Origin of the sequence: Luteimonas qiangzhengi, from assembly GCF_039548515.1 — a bacterium.
Lineage (GTDB): Bacteria > Pseudomonadota > Gammaproteobacteria > Xanthomonadales > Xanthomonadaceae > Luteimonas.
The window spans coordinates 69,353-85,251 of record NZ_JBCLVE010000002.1; the positions used below are offsets into that span (position 1 = coordinate 69,353).

Consider the following 15,899-nt stretch of genomic DNA (forward strand, 5'->3'; position numbering starts at 1 on the left):
CCTCCGTCAATGGCGGTCAGGGGGGTGCAGCGGATCAGGATCACTGGCGGATGGCCTCGTCGGCGGGCGTCTCAATCCCGTGTTTTTCATGGGCCAGGCCCATCTTGTCCGCCACTTCCTTCGGCACGTAGGTTTCGTCATGCCGCGCCAGCACCTGTTCGGCGACGAAGGTGTCGCCCTGCATCTGGCCGGTGGCGATCACCGCCTGGTCCTCGCGGAACAGGTCCGGCAGGATCCCGGTGTAGACCACGGGCAGCTGGGCATCGCCGTCGGTGACCATGAAGTGGGAGTCGATGGAGCCGGATTCGCGGTTGAACGAGCCGGCGGCCACCATGCCGCCGAGCCGGAAGCGCGCCTGGCCCGAGGCCACTGCATCACCGGCGCGGCCGTCGAGCACTTCGGCGGGGGTATAGAGATAGGCCACGTTGCGCTGCAGGGCCATCGCCACCAGCGCGGTGGCCAGGGCGGCGGCTGCCACCAGTGCCACGACAAACCAGAGGCGTCTGCGTCGGATCGGATTCATTGGGGATCACTCTCCATTTTTGCGGCGGCCGCACGCCGGGCCGCCAGCAGGCGGGCCGCGCGCAGGAACTGTCGCGTGCGGATACGCGGGGCGATGAAGTCCCACAGCAGCACCGCGGTGAATACCAGGTAGGAAGCAAGCACGTAACCGGCGTAGCTCATGGCTTGGCTCCGGTCAGGCGGCGGACCCAGTCCTTGCCGGCCTCGCGATAGAGGTTGTCAGCGCGGGCCCGCGCCAGCAGCGAGCCCAGGAACCAGAATTTGGTGCCGATCACCATCCACACCAGCGGCGGCAACATGCTCGGATCCATGCTGGATTCGCCGAATACGCGGATGGTCTGGCCCTGGTGCAGCGAGTTCCACCACACCACCGAATAGCGGATCACCGGCAGCAGGACCACGCCGACAATCGCCAGCAGTGAGGCCACGCGTGCGGCGGCGCGACGGTCGTCGATGGCGTGGTACAGGCCCATCACGCCCAGATACATGAACAACAGGATCAGCTGGGTGGTCAGGCGCGGGTCCCAGTCCCACCAGGTGCCCCACATGGGCTTGCCCCAGATGCTGCCGGTGGCCAGGGTGATGAAGGTGAAGGCGGCGCCGATCGGTGCGCAGGCCATGGCCAGGATCTCGCACAGCTTGATCCGCCAGATCAGCGCGATCGAGGCGTACAGCGCCATCAGCGCGTACACCAGCAGGCTCATCCAGGCCGCCGGCACGTGGATGTAGAGGATGCGGAAGCTGTCGCCCTGCTGGTAATCCGGCGGGACCGAAAACAGCGCCAGATACACGCCCACGCCCATGATCAGCAGCCCCAGCCCGTAGCCCCACGGCGCCCAGCGGGCTGCGAAGCGGTCGAAATAAGGGGGCGAACCGAGTTTGTGGAACCAGAGGAGGACGGGATTCATGCTTGGCTGCTACCTGCCGCGTGCGCCGGCGGCGAAGGGCTTTTCTGAGGGGAAGTCATGTCAATTGAGCGCAATCCGGATCGCGGTGGCGGCGGTCACCGGGGCAAGGACCAGTGCCAGCACCAGGCCCGCACCGAGCATCAGCAGGCCGCCGACAGGGTCCAAACCCTGTGCGGCCAACGCCACGCTGCCCGCGCCAAACACCAGCACCGGTACGTACAGCGGCAGTGCCAGCAGCGCCAACAGGATACCGGACCGGCGCATGCCAACGGTTAACGCTGCCACCACCGCGCCGATCAGGCTGAGCAGCGGCGTGCCCAGTGCCAGCCCTGCCAGCATGGCCGGCAATTGCTCGCGCGGCAGCTGCAGAAGCTCGGCCAACAGCGGCGTTGCCACCAGCAGGGGCAGGGCGGTGGTGGCCCAGTGCAGCACCGTGCGCACCAACACCAGCCAGGCCAGCGGCACCGGCGCCAGCATCCACTGTTCCAGCGATCCGTCATCGGCATCGCCGCGGAACAGCGTGTCCAGCGCCAGCAGGCCCGACAGCAGCACTGCCACCCACAGCACCGCGGCGGCCACGCGGGCCAGCAGTTCGGCATCACCGCCCAGCGCCAGCGAGAACAGCACCACCACCAGCACCGCGAACAGTGCCGGCTGCAGCGCATCGCCGCGCCGGCGCCAGAGCAGACGCAGGTCGCGCACGGCCAGCGCCGAAGCGGTTTGCCACAATCCCGGCCGGGTCATGGCGCAGGCACCGGTTCGACCTGCCCGCCGAGCACAAGTTCACGGGTTCGCACCGGAGGCGCGGCATAGGCGCCGTGGGTGGTGACCAGCGCGGCGCCGCCGTTGCGCAGATGCGCCTGCACCAGGCGGTTCACCAGTTCGATTCCGCCCAGGTCGAGGTTGGCGTAAGGCTCGTCCAGCAGCCACAGGGGGGCGGGGGACAGCCACAGCCGGGCCAGCGAGAGACGTTTTTTCTGTCCGGCGGACAGCTGCCGCAGCGGGGTGTCCTCGTAGCCGGCCAGGCCGACCAGGGCCAGCGCCGCTTCGGGTGCCTGGCCGCGGCGGCGCCCGTGCAGGCCGCACAGGAAGTCCAGGTTTTCCAGCACGCTCAGGTCGGCCTTCAACCCGGGCAGGTGGCCCAGGTAGGCCATGATCCGGGAGCGCAGCTGCGGGCGCGTGGGCTCGCCGTCGATCTCGACCGTGCCTTCGTCGGCGCGCAGCAGGCCGGCCAGCACCCGCAGCAGGGTGGTCTTGCCGGAACCGTTTCCACCGCGCACCAGCAGGGCCTCGCCGCCCTCGACGGCGAAGTCGAGCGGGCCGAACACCGGGTTGTCATTGCGCGTGAAGCGCAGGCCGCGCGCGCTGAGCATGGGCGTGGCGGGCTGGGGGTCGTACATCCACTTCCTGGCGGGCCGGCAGGGGGCCTTTGAACATGGCCGCTATTGTATCGAGTCGCCGTGCGGATGCGGCCCGATTTCCGGGTGCAGCGGCTTACACTCGGGCGCCGCATCGGCCGGGTGGATTTCCTGAATGCAGATGGATGAGGACGACAGATGATTCCAGAGAGCAAGCTGCCCCGCGTCGGCACCACGATCTTCACCGTCATGTCGCAGCTGGCCGCGCGCCATGATGCGGTCAATCTGGGGCAGGGGTTTCCGGATTTCGCCGTACCGCAGCGGCTGGTTGACGCCCTGGCCCGGGCAATGCGCGACGGACACAACCAGTACGCGCCGATGACCGGGGTGCCTGCGCTGTGCGAGGCGATCGCGGCCAAGGTGCAGCGCGTGTACGGGGTAGAGGTGGATGCGCAGGCCGAGGTCACCGTGACCAGCGGCGCGACCGAGGCGATCTTCAACGCAGTGCATGCGGTGGTGCGGGCGGGTGAAGAGGTGATCGTGCTTGACCCTGCCTACGACTGCTATGACCCGGCGATCGAGCTGGCCGGCGCCCGCGCGGTACACGTGCCGCTGGATCCGCAGACGTTTGCGCCGGACTGGGCGCGGATCCGCGCCGCCGTGACCGCGAAGACGCGGATGCTGATCATCAACTCCCCACACAATCCGTCCGGGGCGATGCTGACCCCGGATGACCTTCGCGAGCTGGAAAACCTGCTGGCGGATACCGGCATCTGGCTGCTGTCGGATGAGGTGTACGAGCACATTGTGTTCGACGGCGTCCGCCACGAAACCGTGCTGCGTTCCCCGGCCCTGCGCGAGCGGGCGTTCGTGGTGTCCAGTTTCGGCAAGACCTACCACTGCACCGGCTGGAAGGTGGGCTACTGCATCGCGCCGCTGGCGCTGTCGGCCGAGCTGCGCAAAGTGCATCAGTACAACGTGTTCTGCACCTTCGGCCCGGCGCAGCATGCATTTGCCGAGATGCTGCGCGAGGAGCCGGAACATGACGAGCAGCTGGGCGCGTTCTACCAGGCCAAGCGCGACCGCTTCCGTGAACAGCTGCTGGAAACAAAACTGGTCCCGCTGCCGGTGCCGGGTGGGTACTTCCAGCTCGTTGACTATTCGGCCGTGAGCGATCTGGATGACGCGGACTTCTGCCGCTGGCTGACGATCGAGCATGGTGTGGCGGCCGTTCCCCTGTCGCCCTTTTACGAAGCCCCGCCTGCCGGCCAGCGCCTGGCACGCCTGTGCTTCGCCAAGAACGAGACCACCCTGGACGAAGCGATCAAGCGCCTGCAGCGTCTGTAGCGGACGGGGTAGGATTGGGCGCATGAACAATCTGCGCATTTCCCTGGTCCAGGGTGAGACCCGCTGGCGCGATCCGGCCGGCAATCGTGACTACTACGGCGAGATGGTCTCCTCGCTCAAGGGCATCACCGATCTGGTGATCCTGCCGGAAACATTCACCAGCGGCTTCTCCAACGATGCCATCGACGAGGCGGAAACCATGGACGGGCCCACCGTGGCCTGGATGCGCGAGCATGCCGCCGCGATCGATGCCGCGGTGACCGGCAGCGTCCAGATCCGCGAAGGTGCGGACGTCTTCAACCGCATGCTGTGGGCGAGTCCCGACGGCACCCTGCAGCATTACGACAAGCGCCACCTGTTCCGGTACGCGGGTGAACACGAGCGCTATGCGCCGGGCCGTGACCGGCTCACGGTGGAATGGAAGGGCTGGCGTATCTGTCCGCTGGTCTGCTACGACCTGCGTTTCCCGGTGTTTGCCCGCAACCGCTATGACGTGGAACGCGCCGGCGCGCCGGACTTCGACCTGCAGATCTACGTCGCCAACTGGCCGGCGGCGCGTGCGCACGCATGGAAAACCCTGCTGCGCGCGCGGGCGATCGAGAACCTGTGCTACGTGGCCGGACTCAACCGCGTGGGCAGCGATGGCAATGGCATCGATTACTCGGGCGACAGCGCGATCATCGATTTCGTCGGTGATGCGGCCAGCGAGTGCGGTGAGAACGAGGTGATCAGTACCACCACGCTGCTGGCAACCGAGCTGGCGGCATATCGCGAGCGTTTCCCGGCGATGCTTGACGGTGACCGGTTCGAGCTGCGCTGACGGGGCGACATTTCCTTTACGGCAGCTGGTGTCTACTGGCTGCCCGACCGGTCATGACGCTGGGGTAGCGATGACCATGACATCCCGAATCGGCACGCGATGGCTGATGTGCCTGTGGGCGCTTGCAGCAGCGCTGTGGGTGCTTCCGATGTCCGCGGCGTTGGCACAGCAGCCGGCGGTAGCGGACGGCGGTGTCCTGCTGGTTGATATCAAGGGCGGGATCGGCCCCGCCACCCGTGACCACATACGCAACGGCATCGAACAGGCCGGGAACGCAAACGCGCGTGCCCTGGTGCTGCGCATCGATACCCCGGGCGGGCTGGACGCCGCGACCCGCGACATCAACCAGGACATCCTGGCATCGCCGGTGCCGGTGATCGCCTGGGTGGCGCCCAATGGCGCACGCGCGGCCAGTGCGGGCACCTATATCGTCTATGCCAGCCATCTGGCGGCCATGGCGCCGGCCACATCGCTCGGTGCGGCTACGCCGGTGTCAATCGGCGGCGGCGCGCCGGGTGGCGGGCGTCAGCCGGCCGATGATGCCGATGGCGACGACAGTGATCAGGCGGATGGCGATACCGGCGCGGAGACGCAGCGGGACAGTGGGAGCGCTTCGGAGCGCAAGGCAATCAACGATTCAGTCGCCTATCTGCGCGGCCTGGCCACGCTGCGTGGGCGCGACGTCGCGTTTGCCGAAGCGGCGGTGCGCGATGCGGCAACCCTGACCGCGAACGAGGCGCTGGAGCGCGGCGTGGTGGAAGTGGTGGCTGCCAGTCTGGAGTCGCTGCTTGAGCAGGCCGATGGCCGTGAGGTGACGGTGGCGGGCGAAACGCTGGCCCTGGCAGTGGCCGGCCAGGCGGTGACCGAGCTTGTGCCCAACTGGAGGGTGCGCCTGCTGTCGGTACTGACCAATCCCACCTTCGCCTACATGCTGCTGCTGGTGGGCATGTATGGCCTGCTGCTGGAGGGCTACAGCCCGGGTGCGGTGCTGCCGGGCGTGGTCGGCGCGATCTCCCTGCTGCTGGGCCTGTACGCGCTGCAGGTGCTGCCGGTGAACTACGCGGGGCTGGCGCTGATCGCGCTGGGCATCATATTGATGGTGGTCGAATTGACTACGCCCACGTTCGGCGTGCTTGGCATCGGCGGGCTGGTGGCGCTGGTGTTCGGCTCGGTCATGCTGTTTGACCATGTGCCCGGCTTCGCGGTGTCTCCGTGGCTGCTGGCCGGGATCGGCATCGCCAGTGGCGCCGGCTTCATGTTCACCCTGTGGCTGGCGATGCGGGCACGCCGCCGGCCGGTGGGCGGCGGCGCCGAGGAGATGCTGGGCCATGAGGCCGTGGTCGCGGACAGCTTTGACGGCCGCGGCCAGGTGCGTATCCGCGGCGAGCTGTGGCAGGCAGCGTCCGACGCCCCCCTGGTGGCTGGACAGCGCGTGCGGGTGGTGTCCAGGCAGGGTCTGGTGCTTCACGTTTCGCCGCTGGATGCTGGCCACCCGCCCGAATCCATCCATCGCAGTCCGGAGGTTGTGCCATGAATTTCACCGTGTTTTTGTTGCCGATCCTGATCGCGATCGCGCTGGCGTTGTTCAGTGCGATCAAGATCCTGCGTGAGTACGAGCGCGCCGTGGTGTTCCAGCTGGGCCGGTTCTGGAAGGTCAAGGGCCCGGGCCTGATCGTGCTGGTGCCGGTGCTGCAGACCATGGAGCGGGTGGATATGCGCACCATCGTCATGGACATCCCGCCGCAGGACCTGATCTCGCGCGACAACGTGTCGGTGAAGGTCAATGCTGTGGTGTATTTCCGGGTGGTGGATCCGCAGAAGGCGATCATCAACGTCGAGCGCTACTACGACGCCACCAGCCAGCTGGCCCAGACCACCTTGCGCTCGGTGCTGGGCCAGCACGAGCTGGACGAGATGCTGGCCGAACGCGACAAGCTCAACGGCGAGATCCGCGCGATCCTCGACGAGCAGACCGATGCCTGGGGCATCAAGGTGGCCAACGTCGAGATCAAGGACGTGGACCTCAACGACACCATGGTGCGGGCAATCGCCCGCCAGGCAGAGGCGGAGCGCCAGCGTCGGGCCAAGATCATCCACGCCGAGGGCGAGCAGCAGGCCGCTGAAAAGCTGGTGGAGGCGGCCAAGCTGATGAGCCAGGATCCGCGTGCGATCCAGCTGCGCTATCTGTCCACGCTGACCGAGATCGCCGGCGACAAGAGCTCGACGATCGTGTTTCCGCTGCCGATCGACCTGATCGAGTCAGTTACCAACAAGCTGCTGGACCGCAAGCCGGAGTAGGAGCGCGCATGGCGCGCTCCTACCAGTAAGGCTCAGCGGTTGCCGCTGCGGCCACCACCGCCGCCGCCGCGCGGACCGCGAGGGGGCGGGCGCCGGTTGCCAGCGCCAGCCGGCGGACGCGGTCCGCGCGGGCCGCGTGGACCGGACGGGCGTGCGCCCGGGGTGGCGTGGTCGGACGGGAAGCTGGGAGCGCTGTCCGGGTGGCCGTAAGGCCGTGCGGCGCGCTTCTGCCCCTGTCCAGGGCCCTTGCCCGCACCTTGCCCGGGGCCCCTGCCGGGACCCTTGCCCTGCGGGCGACCGGGCTGTCCCGGCTTGCCGCCGTACGGCTTCTTCGGGCCACGGCCGTCGGCGTTGCGATGACCGCTGGGGCCGGTATCCACGCCGTCGGGTACGTACCAGCTGCGGAAAGCAGCCGGATTGCCCTCGGGCAGTGCGCGCGCGCTCTTGTCACGGCGCTGCTTGAAGGGTTTCTGCGACTGGTTGGCAGCCGCTTCGCCACTGACGGTCAGGCCGCCGTGCGGTTTGCGTCCGCCGCGACGGCCGCGGTCCTCGCGCATGTTGTCGAACCGGCGCAGCTCGCGGCCTTCATCGGCCGTGGTGTGGCCACCGACGTAGCCGGCCGAGCGATGCTGGCCACCCACGTGCACGGTGGACTTGGCCGCCTTGCGCTGACCGATCACCGGCAGCAGCGTCAGTGCGGGAGGCGGGCCTTCTTCGAGCTTCAGCTGGCGCCGCAGGTCTTCCACCTGCGCGGTGGGCAGTTCCTGCGACTGGCCGCGCAGCAGCGGCTGGGGCAGTGACACACCGCCGTAGCGCACGCGCTTGAGGCGGCTCACCTGGCAGCCCTGCGATTCCCACAGGCGACGGACTTCGCGGTTGCGTCCTTCGGTGACCACCACCTTGAACCAGTCGTGCCGGCTTTCATCAGGCATGTTGGTGCCGCCGATCCGCTCGACCCGATCGAACTTCGCCGGGCCGTCCTCGAGGGCGACGCCGCGGGCCAGCCGCTCGATGATTTTTTCCGAGACGGCTTCCTCGCCTTCGGGGGCGCGGACCCGGCACACGTATTCCCGTTCGATCTCGAACGAGGGGTGCATCATCGAATTGGCCAGCTCACCGTCGGTGGTCAGCAGCAGCAGGCCGGTGGTGTTGATGTCCAGCCGGCCGATCGCGATCCAACGCGCGCCCTTCAGGGCGGGCAGCGAATCGAAGATGGTCGGGCGGCCTTCGGGGTCCTCGCGGGTGGTGACTTCACCCTCCGGCTTGTTGTAGATCAGCACGCGGGCCGGTTCGGTAAGCGCGCTGGCGACGAAGGTCTTGCCGTCCAGTGCGATGCGGTCTCCGCCGCCCACGCTCATGCCGACCTGGGCGGTCTCGCCGTTGACCTGTACCAGGCCATCGGCAATGCGCTGTTCAAGCGCGCGGCGCGAGCCGAGCCCGGCCTGGGCCAGGACCTTGTGCAGACGTTCCTCCAGCCGCGGCGTGGCGGAATCTTCGCCATCGCGCTTGAGTGAAAGTTTGCGGGTGCCCTTTGCGGGCTGGGTGTTGCGGTCGTTCATTGCTTGCTCCGGTCGCTGTCGCCTTCTTCGGCGAGGGCGCTGTTGTCTTGGTGTGGTTGTTGGGGAGTGCTGGATCCGGCCTCTGCGCCGGATCCGTCAGAGTTGGTGGGCTCGCTGCCGGCATCGAGCGGCATGTCGCCGACCGGCAAGGCTTCGTCGCCCGGTGTGTCGTTGTCCGGGGTGTCATCACCCTTGAAGCGCAGCTGTGGCTCCAGCTCGCCGAAGTCCTTGAGTTCGGACAGCGGCGGCAGTTCATCCAGGCGTTTCAAGCCGAAGTAGTCCAGGAAAGTCCTGGTGGTGCCGAGCAGCTCCGGGCGACCGGGCACATCACGATGGCCGACCACGCGGATCCATTCGCGCTCTTCCAGGGCGCGGATGATGTTGCTGTTCACCGCCACCCCGCGCACCTGCTCGATCTCGCCGCGGGTGATCGGCTGGCGATAGGCGATCAGGGCCAGGGTTTCCAGGGTCGCGCGGGTATACCGGGTCTGGCGTTCGGTCCACAGCCTGGCGACCCAGGCGTGTACTTCGGTCTTCACCTGGAAGCGCCAGCCGGTGGCCACTTCAACCAGCTCCACGCCGCGTTCGGCGCAGCTGGCCTGCAGGAATTCCAGGGCCTTTTCGATGCTGTCATCGGGCGCCGGCTCATCGAGTGGGAACAGGCCGCGCAGCTGGACCACCGTCAGCGGCTGGCTGGCGGCGAGCAGGGCGGCCTCGACGATGCGGTTGATCAGTGACTGGTCCATGGCGGCAGGGTGTCAGCTAAGTGGAAAAGGACGGCGCGAAACACGCGGCGTCAGAGGTCGTTGGCGGCGCTGGGGTCATCATCGAACTCGCTGGACAGTTCCAGTGCGGTGTCGCCGTCGCGCGTGGCCAGCGATTTGACGTAGATCGGCGGTGGCGGCTGGTCGCTGGCTGCCTCTTCCCAATCTTCCTGGACGATATCCAGCAGTCGTTCCTTGGCCAGTTCCAGCAGTGCCAGAAGCGTCACCACCACGCCGAGCTTGCCTTCGCGCGGCTCGAACAGGCTTTCAAACCGGTGGAAGCTGCCGTCGTCCAGGCGGGTCAGCACTTCCCCCATGCGCTGGCGAACGCTGAGCGCGTCGCGCCGGATCGCATGGCCGGTAAAGAGCTCGGCGCGCTTGAGCACATCGTGCAGCGCCAGCAGCATCTCGCGCAACTCGACCGGCGGTGGCAGCCGGACTTCGGCACGCTCCGGCACGTGCGCCGATGCCGGGGCAGTGTCGCGCTCCATGCGCGGCAGGGTGTCCAGATCCTCGGCAGCCTGCTTGAAACGTTCGTACTCCTGCAATCGGCGGACGAGGTCGGCGCGGGGGTCGTCTTCCTCATTTTCATCAAGCGCGGGCCGCGGCAGCAGCATCCGCGATTTGATCTCGGCCAGGATCGCGGCCATCACCAGGTATTCGGCGGCCAGTTCGAACCGCAGCTCCTGCATCACATCGATGTAGTTGACGTACTGGCGGGTGATCTCGGCTACCGGGATGTCGAGGATGTCCAGGTTCTGCCGGCGGATCAGGTACAGCAGCAGGTCCAGCGGGCCCTCGAACGCTTCCAGGATCACTTCCAGCGCGTCCGGCGGGATGTACAGGTCCTGAGGGACCTGCAGCACCGGCTGCCCGTGCACCACCGCCAGCGGCATTTCCTGCTGTTGCGGATGGCCGCTCGGGTGTGCATCCATCGGGATGGAGGCGTCCGGGATGGAGCCGTCGGGTCCGGGTTGTGTCATGCGTTGCGGCCCCCTCCGGGCCGGCAGTGATCTGCGGGTTGCGGCGTGATTGCGCGCGGAATGTTCTTGAATCCAGCTCCGGGCGCACAGGACCGGAGGGGCCGGGAGCCTGGTGACCTGCGGAGATGTGCCCGGAGCGCGGCGCGAGCCGCCGATCGCAGCACGAGCGGCGACAGCGGAACTGGCGGAGGCGTAGGGCGGGGCCGGTTGGAGGCAGCGATCTGACGTTGCGGGGGCGACGGCCGCTGCTGTCCGACCTCAAACACGTGCCCAGAGTACGGGCTGCCCGGGCGGCTGTCCAGCATTGGCGGTGGCTACAATTCATCCGTGCCCGGCACTGGAGCCGGGCAGGGGAATGCCATGTGGTATCTGATCGAAGGATATGACGGTCCGCAGGGACTGGATCGGCGTGCAGGTGCACGCGCTGCGCATATGGAGCGGCTGGTGGCGCTGCGTGACGCCGGCCGGCTGTTGTTGGCCGGACCATGCCCGGCGATCGACGCCGAAGATCCCGGTCCGGCCGGTTTCAGCGGCAGTGCGGTCGTCGCCCAGTTCGAGTCCTTGCAGGCGGCGCGCGAATGGGCAGACGCCGATCCCTATGTGGACGCCGGGGTCTACGGGCGGGTCGAGGTGCGACCGTTCAGGCCGGTGCTGCCCTGAGCACGGGCCACCCGCGTGGGGTTACAGGTTGATGTCCTCGTAGCTGCGCGGGTCTGAAATCGGCTCCAGGTGACCGGTCACGCGCATGGCCGGGAACTCGGCCACGATCTTCTCGACCAGGTCTTCCATGGCGTCATGGCCGCGCAGCACGGTCCACTCGCCGGGAACCAGCATGTGCATTTCCATGAACTGGCGCGCCGCCGATTCGCGGGTGCGCACGGCGTGGAATTCGATCCGGCCTTTCTCCGTGTGCGCTTCCAGGATGGCGTGGATCCGTGCGTTGTCTTCTGTCGACAGGGACGCGTCCATCAACCCGGCTGCGGATTCGGAGATCAGCTTGTACCCGGTGAAAAGGATGTTCAGCCCCACCAGGATGGCAACGACCGGGTCCAGCCAGCCCCAGCCGGTCAGCCAGACCAGCAGCAGGCCTACCACCACCCCGACCGAAGTGTAGACGTCGGTCATCAGGTGCTTGCCGTCGGCGCGCAGGGTGACCGAACGGTGCTCCGTGCCGACCTTGATCAGGAGCCGGCCGACCACGCCGTTGAGCACAGCCGCCAGCAGCGAGATCACCATGCCGATGCCGAGTGACTCCAACGGTCGCGGGTTCAACAGCCGATCGATGCCCAGATAGATGATCGAGGCGGCGGCCACGAACACCATGACCCCCTCCAGGGCCGCGGAAAAATACTCTGCTTTGGTGTGGCCGAAGTGGTGGTTGTCGTCCGCAGGCCGGGCGGCGATGGTCAGGGCAACGAGGGCGGCGATCGCGGCCACCAGGTTGACCATGGACTCGGCCGCGTCCGACAGCAGGCCCACCGAACCGGTGATCGCCCAAGCGCTGGCTTTCAGCAGGACAGTGACTACGGCAGTGGCGATCGCAAGCCAAGCGTACTTCCTCAGATCCGGTGTGGCTGTTGTCGATTTTTCGGTCTGTTTCATGGCTCCATGATACTTGCGGCCATGATCCGGCTGGGGTGGAAGATGGTTCAGAGGCACCAGTGCACGTGCAGCGGCGCACCTGGAGTCAGCAGGGCGATGCGGACCGGGTATTCCAGCGGATCGCCGCCGGCGACGATTTTTTCCAGCAGTGCGCGCTTGCCGGCGCCACGGATCAACAGCATCCGCGACTGGGCCGGGCCGAGGCCTGCCGGTGTCAGGCTGATGCGCCGCAGCCAGCGTCCGGCCCCTGCGCAGCCGCTGGCATCCACCGCCACATAGGACGCCGCGGTGGACAGCGCCTGTGCCAGGCCGATCATCCGCGGAAACAGTGACGCCGTATGGCCGTCTTCACCCATGCCCAGCACCACCACGTCGGCCGGAGTGCGGGCGCGCATGTTGGCCACGGCCACCGCTTCCTCGATCCCGCGTCCGGCCTGGGTCAGGGTTTCAAGCCGTGCTGCCGCCGCCTTGTGGCGCAGCAGTGATTCGCGCACCAGGCGCGCGTTGCTGTCCTGGTCATCGGGCTGCAGCCAGCGCTCGTCCACCAGGCCCACATCCACCCGGCTCCACTCCAGTGGTGCCTTGGCCAGCGCGGAATACACCGGTCCCGGAGTGCTGCCGCCCGACAGCAGCAGGCGGGCGCGCGGCTTGTCATCGAGCGTCTGCTGTAATCGCGCAGACAGGGCAACCGCAGCGCCCCAGGCCCATTGGGTGGGCGAGTCGTAGGTGTGCAGATGCATGGACACGTCGCTGCGGGTGTCGTCGGCAACGGCCTGCTGCTGGCTCATCCTGGATCTCCCCCTGGTTGTTGGGATGCAATCGCCGCCGCGCCCAACAGGCCGGGATGGCGATGCAGCACTGCCACGGATGGCACCCGGGCCATGGTGGCCGAAAACCGGCCCTTGTGTTCGAAACGCTGGCGAAAGCCGGAGCCGCGCAGTTGTCCAAGCAGTTTCGGCACCATGCCGCCGGTGAGGAACACGCCCTGCCAGGCGCCGAGGGTCAGCACCAGGTCGCCGGCGATTGCGCCGAACACGTCGCAGAACACCTCCAATGCCTGCGCACTGCGTGGGTCGCCGGCGATGGCCGCGGCGGTGATGTCCGCGGGCTCCGGCGAGCCGGGATCGTCTCCCGCCATCTCGGCCAGGGCTCGGTGGATGTTGACCAGCCCCAGGCCGCAGACAAGGCGCTCGTTGGACACGCGATCGAAGCGCGTGGAGAGATGTTCGAGGATTGACAGCTCCAGCGCGGAATCAGGTGCGAAGCTCACGTGACCGCCTTCGCTGTCCAGCGGATGAGCCCGGCCATCGCGCACCACCAGGCCACCCACGCCGAGGCCGGTGCCGGGGCCCACCACGGCCAGCACCTGATCGGTCAGCACGTCGTCTGCATGCCTTCGCAGCGGCTGCCACGGCGCCGAACCGATTACCGCATAGTCGTCCGGGCCGAGCAGTGGCACGGCCATGGCCTGGGCTGTGAAGTCGTTGACCAGCGCGGCATCCACCAGGCCAAGCTGTTCGCACAACCCGCTGCGTGAGACCACCCAGGGGTGGTTGAGCATGTGGGCCTGGTCGCCGGAGATGCGTGCGGCGATGGCGAACACGGCGCGATTCACCCGTGCGCCAGTTTCCTGCAGGTACTGCCGGGCAGCGTCCTCCGCTGAGCTGGAAGTCGCGACCGGATAGGCGCGGATGCTGTCGGCGACCAGCGGCATGGGGGCGCCTGGGTCGGCCAGGGCGAAGCGCGCGTAGGTGCCGCCGATATCGGCGAGCAGGGTATACGTGCGGCTCACCGGCCTGCTCCCACCATCGGCTGATGCTGTCGGGTGTCGTGCATCACTACTCCTTCGGGCAGGGGCAGGGCGGGCGCGGAGGATGACGATACCAAACCGGTCCCGGCGGGCGGGCTAAAATACAAGGCTGTTTCCGCCAGCCCTGGACAGTCCGTGAGCAAGACCGCCCCCGCCGTGATCCGGCAAGAAGATTTCATCCAGTCCGTCGCCGACGCGCTGCAATACATCAGTTACTACCACCCGGTGGACTACATCCGGAACCTAGCTGCGGCCTATGAGCGCGAGGAATCCCCGGCAGCCAAGGACGCAATGGCGCAGATCCTGATCAATTCGCGCATGTGCGCGGAGGGCCACCGGCCGATCTGCCAGGACACCGGCATCGTGACCGTGTTTCTCGAGATCGGCATGGACGTGCGCTGGGATGACGCCACCATGGGCGTGGAAGACATGGTCAACGAGGGTGTGCGCCGCGCCTATGCCCATCCGGACAACAAACTGCGCGCCTCGGTGCTGGCCGATCCGGCCGGGACCCGCCGCAACACCGGCGACAACACCCCGGCGATCGTCAACATGAAGACGGTGCCCGGCAACAAGGTGGACGTGATCGTGGCGGCCAAGGGCGGCGGTTCGGAGGCCAAGGCCAAGTTCGCCATGCTCAATCCGTCCGACTCCGTGGTCGACTGGGTGTTGAAGATGGTGCCCACCATGGGCGCCGGCTGGTGCCCGCCGGGCATGTTGGGCATTGGCATTGGCGGCACTGCCGAGAAGGCGATGCTGCTGGCGAAGGAATCGCTGATGGAGCCGATCGACATCGTCGACCTCAAAGCGCGCGGTCCGGCCAACCGGCTGGAGGAAATGCGCGTGGAGATCTTCGACGGGGTCAACGCGCTGGGCATCGGCGCCCAGGGTCTGGGCGGCCTGACCACGGTGCTGGACATCAAGGTCAAGGATTACCCGACCCACGCGGCCAACCTGCCGGTGGCGATGATCCCCAACTGCGCGGCCACCCGCCATGCGCATTTCACCCTGGACGGCAGCGGGCCGGTGGCGCTGGATCCGCCGTCGCTGGAGGATTGGCCGCAGATCACCCGCGACGCTTCCAACGGTCGCCGGGTGGACCTGGACACGATCACCCCGGAGGAAGTGGCTTCATGGAAGCCGGGTGAAACCCTGCTGCTCAGCGGCAAGCTGCTGACCGGCCGCGACGCCGCGCACAAGCGCATGGTCGACATGCTGAATCGCGGCGAAGAGCTGCCGGTCGATTTCCGCAACCGCTTCATCTACTACGTGGGTCCGGTGGATCCGGTGCGCGAAGAGGCTGTTGGCCCGGCCGGTCCGACCACCGCGACGCGGATGGACAAGTTCACCCGCCGGATGCTGGAAACTGGGCTGCTGGGCATGATCGGCAAGGCCGAGCGCGGCCCGGAAGCAATCGAGGCGATCCGCGACCATCGTGCGGCCTACCTGATGGCGGTGGGCGGCTCGGCCTATCTGGTGTCCAAGGCGATCCGCGCGGCGAAGGTGGTCGGGTTTGAAGACCTTGGCATGGAGGCGATCCACGAGTTCACCGTAGAGGACATGCCGGTCACCGTGGCAGTGGATTCCACCGGTGAATCGGTCCACGAAACCGGCCCGCGCGAGTGGCAGGCACGGATCGGCAAGATCCCGCTGGCCGTGATCGACCCCGCTTGATCCTTGGCCCATTTCGGCCCGTTTGGACGGGCCGAAATGGGTTGGTGCCAAAGTAGGAGCGCGCCATGCGCGCGAAGCCGCGTGACCTTTGCAGCCCCGCACGCTTCCTGCCGCTGCGCTGCATGAAAGGCCGACGGGGCGTTCCCAGGCGGGACTGTCCGCGCGAGTTCCGGATCGGATCCCCGAACGATGCAGCGGGACCGCAACAGACGTCACGCGGCTTCGCGCGCATGGCGCGCTCCTACACCGGGGCG

General features: G+C 67.4%; 16 protein-coding genes and 1 pseudogene. 6 read left to right on the forward strand and 11 right to left on the reverse strand.

The window, feature by feature from the left end; all coding sequences use genetic code 11:
* Nucleotides 1-40 precede the first annotated feature (40 nt).
* The 5 genes from ccmE to ccmA are packed head-to-tail and all read right to left on the reverse strand — an operon-like array spanning nt 41 to nt 2,830.
* Nucleotides 41-523 (reverse strand): cytochrome c maturation protein CcmE, encoded by a 483-nt coding sequence (ccmE, locus tag WCE59_RS00535; protein ID WP_343256759.1) that lies wholly within the window; start codon nt 521-523, stop codon nt 41-43.
* Nucleotides 520-684, reverse strand: coding sequence for a heme exporter protein CcmD (ccmD, locus tag WCE59_RS00540; protein ID WP_343256760.1), 165 nt, complete (start codon nt 682-684; stop codon nt 520-522). The genes ccmE and ccmD overlap by 4 nt, the downstream gene beginning before the upstream one ends.
* Entirely contained in the window at nt 681-1,430 is a 750-nt protein-coding gene (locus WCE59_RS00545) for a heme ABC transporter permease (RefSeq protein WP_343256761.1), read from the reverse strand. Before WCE59_RS00545 ends, ccmD begins: the two co-directional genes overlap by 4 nt.
* A 60-nt stretch (nt 1,431-1,490) precedes the next feature.
* The gene (gene ccmB / locus WCE59_RS00550; protein ID WP_343256762.1) at nt 1,491-2,174 is read right to left on the reverse strand and encodes a heme exporter protein CcmB; all 684 of its coding nucleotides are present in this window, start codon (nt 2,172-2,174) and stop codon (nt 1,491-1,493) included.
* The gene (gene ccmA / locus WCE59_RS00555) at nt 2,171-2,830 is read right to left on the reverse strand and encodes a heme ABC exporter ATP-binding protein CcmA (RefSeq protein ID WP_343256763.1); all 660 of its coding nucleotides are present in this window, start codon (nt 2,828-2,830) and stop codon (nt 2,171-2,173) included. The genes ccmB and ccmA overlap by 4 nt, the downstream gene beginning before the upstream one ends.
* Before the next feature lie 156 nt (nt 2,831-2,986).
* Here ccmA and WCE59_RS00560 point away from each other — a divergent pair, with 156 nt between their 5' ends.
* The 4 genes from WCE59_RS00560 to WCE59_RS00575 all read left to right on the forward strand — a co-directional run bounded on the left by WCE59_RS00560 (nt 2,987) and on the right by WCE59_RS00575 (nt 7,253).
* Entirely contained in the window at nt 2,987-4,135 is a 1,149-nt protein-coding gene (locus tag WCE59_RS00560; protein WP_343256764.1) for a pyridoxal phosphate-dependent aminotransferase, read from the forward strand.
* Between the two features lie 22 nt (nt 4,136-4,157).
* Nucleotides 4,158-4,955, forward strand: a complete 798-nt coding sequence (locus tag WCE59_RS00565; RefSeq protein WP_343256765.1) for an amidohydrolase — start codon at nt 4,158-4,160, stop codon at nt 4,953-4,955.
* Between the two features lie 76 nt (nt 4,956-5,031).
* Nucleotides 5,032-6,489: an NfeD family protein gene (locus WCE59_RS00570; RefSeq protein WP_343256766.1), complete on the forward strand. Its 1,458-nt coding sequence runs from the start codon at nt 5,032-5,034 to the stop codon at nt 6,487-6,489.
* Complete coding sequence (locus WCE59_RS00575) at nt 6,486-7,253, forward strand: slipin family protein (RefSeq protein ID WP_343256767.1); 768 nt, start codon at nt 6,486-6,488, stop codon at nt 7,251-7,253. Before WCE59_RS00570 ends, WCE59_RS00575 begins: the two co-directional genes overlap by 4 nt.
* Before the next feature lie 32 nt (nt 7,254-7,285).
* Here the strand turns inward: WCE59_RS00575 and WCE59_RS00580 are convergent, their stop codons facing one another.
* The 3 genes and pseudogenes from WCE59_RS00580 to WCE59_RS00590 all read right to left on the reverse strand — a co-directional run bounded on the left by WCE59_RS00580 (nt 7,286) and on the right by WCE59_RS00590 (nt 10,511).
* Nucleotides 7,286-8,812 carry a pseudouridine synthase gene (locus tag WCE59_RS00580; RefSeq protein WP_343256768.1) on the reverse strand — a complete coding sequence of 509 codons (1,527 nt, stop codon included), beginning with the start codon at nt 8,810-8,812 and terminating at the stop codon, nt 7,286-7,288.
* Nucleotides 8,813-9,005: 193 nt separating this feature from the next.
* A pseudogene (scpB, locus tag WCE59_RS00585) lies at nt 9,006-9,558 on the reverse strand (SMC-Scp complex subunit ScpB); the annotation flags it as partial.
* A 50-nt stretch (nt 9,559-9,608) separates the two neighbouring features.
* The gene (locus WCE59_RS00590) at nt 9,609-10,511 is read right to left on the reverse strand and encodes a segregation and condensation protein A (RefSeq protein ID WP_343257084.1); all 903 of its coding nucleotides are present in this window, start codon (nt 10,509-10,511) and stop codon (nt 9,609-9,611) included.
* A 408-nt stretch (nt 10,512-10,919) separates the two neighbouring features.
* Here WCE59_RS00590 and WCE59_RS00595 point away from each other — a divergent pair, with 408 nt between their 5' ends.
* Nucleotides 10,920-11,219: a YciI family protein gene (locus WCE59_RS00595; protein WP_343257085.1), complete on the forward strand. Its 300-nt coding sequence runs from the start codon at nt 10,920-10,922 to the stop codon at nt 11,217-11,219.
* Nucleotides 11,220-11,240: 21 nt separating this feature from the next.
* Here WCE59_RS00595 and WCE59_RS00600 read toward each other — a convergent pair whose 3' ends face one another.
* Genes WCE59_RS00600 through glk form a run of 3 tightly spaced genes read right to left on the reverse strand, consistent with a single transcriptional unit; the run spans nt 11,241 to nt 13,953 of the window.
* Nucleotides 11,241-12,161 carry a cation diffusion facilitator family transporter gene (locus WCE59_RS00600; protein WP_343256769.1) on the reverse strand — a complete coding sequence of 307 codons (921 nt, stop codon included), beginning with the start codon at nt 12,159-12,161 and terminating at the stop codon, nt 11,241-11,243.
* A gap of 47 nt (nt 12,162-12,208) precedes the next feature.
* Entirely contained in the window at nt 12,209-12,901 is a 693-nt protein-coding gene (pgl, locus tag WCE59_RS00605; RefSeq protein WP_449284080.1) for a 6-phosphogluconolactonase, read from the reverse strand.
* Between the two features lie 44 nt (nt 12,902-12,945).
* Nucleotides 12,946-13,953, reverse strand: a complete 1,008-nt coding sequence (gene glk, locus WCE59_RS00610) for a glucokinase (RefSeq protein ID WP_343256771.1) — start codon at nt 13,951-13,953, stop codon at nt 12,946-12,948.
* Between the two features lie 174 nt (nt 13,954-14,127).
* Here glk and WCE59_RS00615 point away from each other — a divergent pair, with 174 nt between their 5' ends.
* A complete protein-coding gene (locus tag WCE59_RS00615; protein WP_343257086.1) occupies nt 14,128-15,645 on the forward strand; it encodes a fumarate hydratase in 1,518 nt (505 codons plus the stop codon).
* Nucleotides 15,646-15,899: the final 254 nt, after the last annotated feature.

Bases quoted from the DNA above. Each gene is read 5' to 3' on its own strand.
- ccmD (WP_343256760.1), bottom strand. From the start codon at position 684: ATGAGCTACGCCGGTTACGTGCTTGCTTCCTACCTGGTATTCACCGCG.
- WCE59_RS00580 (WP_343256768.1), bottom strand. From the start codon at position 8,812: ATGAACGACCGCAACACCCAGCCCGCAAAGGGCACCCGCAAACTTTCA.
- WCE59_RS00565 (WP_343256765.1), top strand. From the start codon at position 4,158: ATGAACAATCTGCGCATTTCCCTGGTCCAGGGTGAGACCCGCTGGCGC.
- pgl (WP_449284080.1), bottom strand. From the start codon at position 12,901: ATGCATCTGCACACCTACGACTCGCCCACCCAATGGGCCTGGGGCGCT.
- WCE59_RS00590 (WP_343257084.1), bottom strand. From the start codon at position 10,511: ATGGATGCACACCCGAGCGGCCATCCGCAACAGCAGGAAATGCCGCTG.
- WCE59_RS00545 (WP_343256761.1), bottom strand. From the start codon at position 1,430: ATGAATCCCGTCCTCCTCTGGTTCCACAAACTCGGTTCGCCCCCTTAT.
- ccmE (WP_343256759.1), bottom strand. From the start codon at position 523: ATGAATCCGATCCGACGCAGACGCCTCTGGTTTGTCGTGGCACTGGTG.
- WCE59_RS00575 (WP_343256767.1), top strand. From the start codon at position 6,486: ATGAATTTCACCGTGTTTTTGTTGCCGATCCTGATCGCGATCGCGCTG.
- WCE59_RS00570 (WP_343256766.1), top strand. From the start codon at position 5,032: ATGACATCCCGAATCGGCACGCGATGGCTGATGTGCCTGTGGGCGCTT.
- WCE59_RS00560 (WP_343256764.1), top strand. From the start codon at position 2,987: ATGATTCCAGAGAGCAAGCTGCCCCGCGTCGGCACCACGATCTTCACC.
- ccmB (WP_343256762.1), bottom strand. From the start codon at position 2,174: ATGACCCGGCCGGGATTGTGGCAAACCGCTTCGGCGCTGGCCGTGCGC.
- ccmA (WP_343256763.1), bottom strand. From the start codon at position 2,830: ATGTACGACCCCCAGCCCGCCACGCCCATGCTCAGCGCGCGCGGCCTG.
- WCE59_RS00595 (WP_343257085.1), top strand. From the start codon at position 10,920: ATGTGGTATCTGATCGAAGGATATGACGGTCCGCAGGGACTGGATCGG.
- WCE59_RS00600 (WP_343256769.1), bottom strand. From the start codon at position 12,161: ATGAAACAGACCGAAAAATCGACAACAGCCACACCGGATCTGAGGAAG.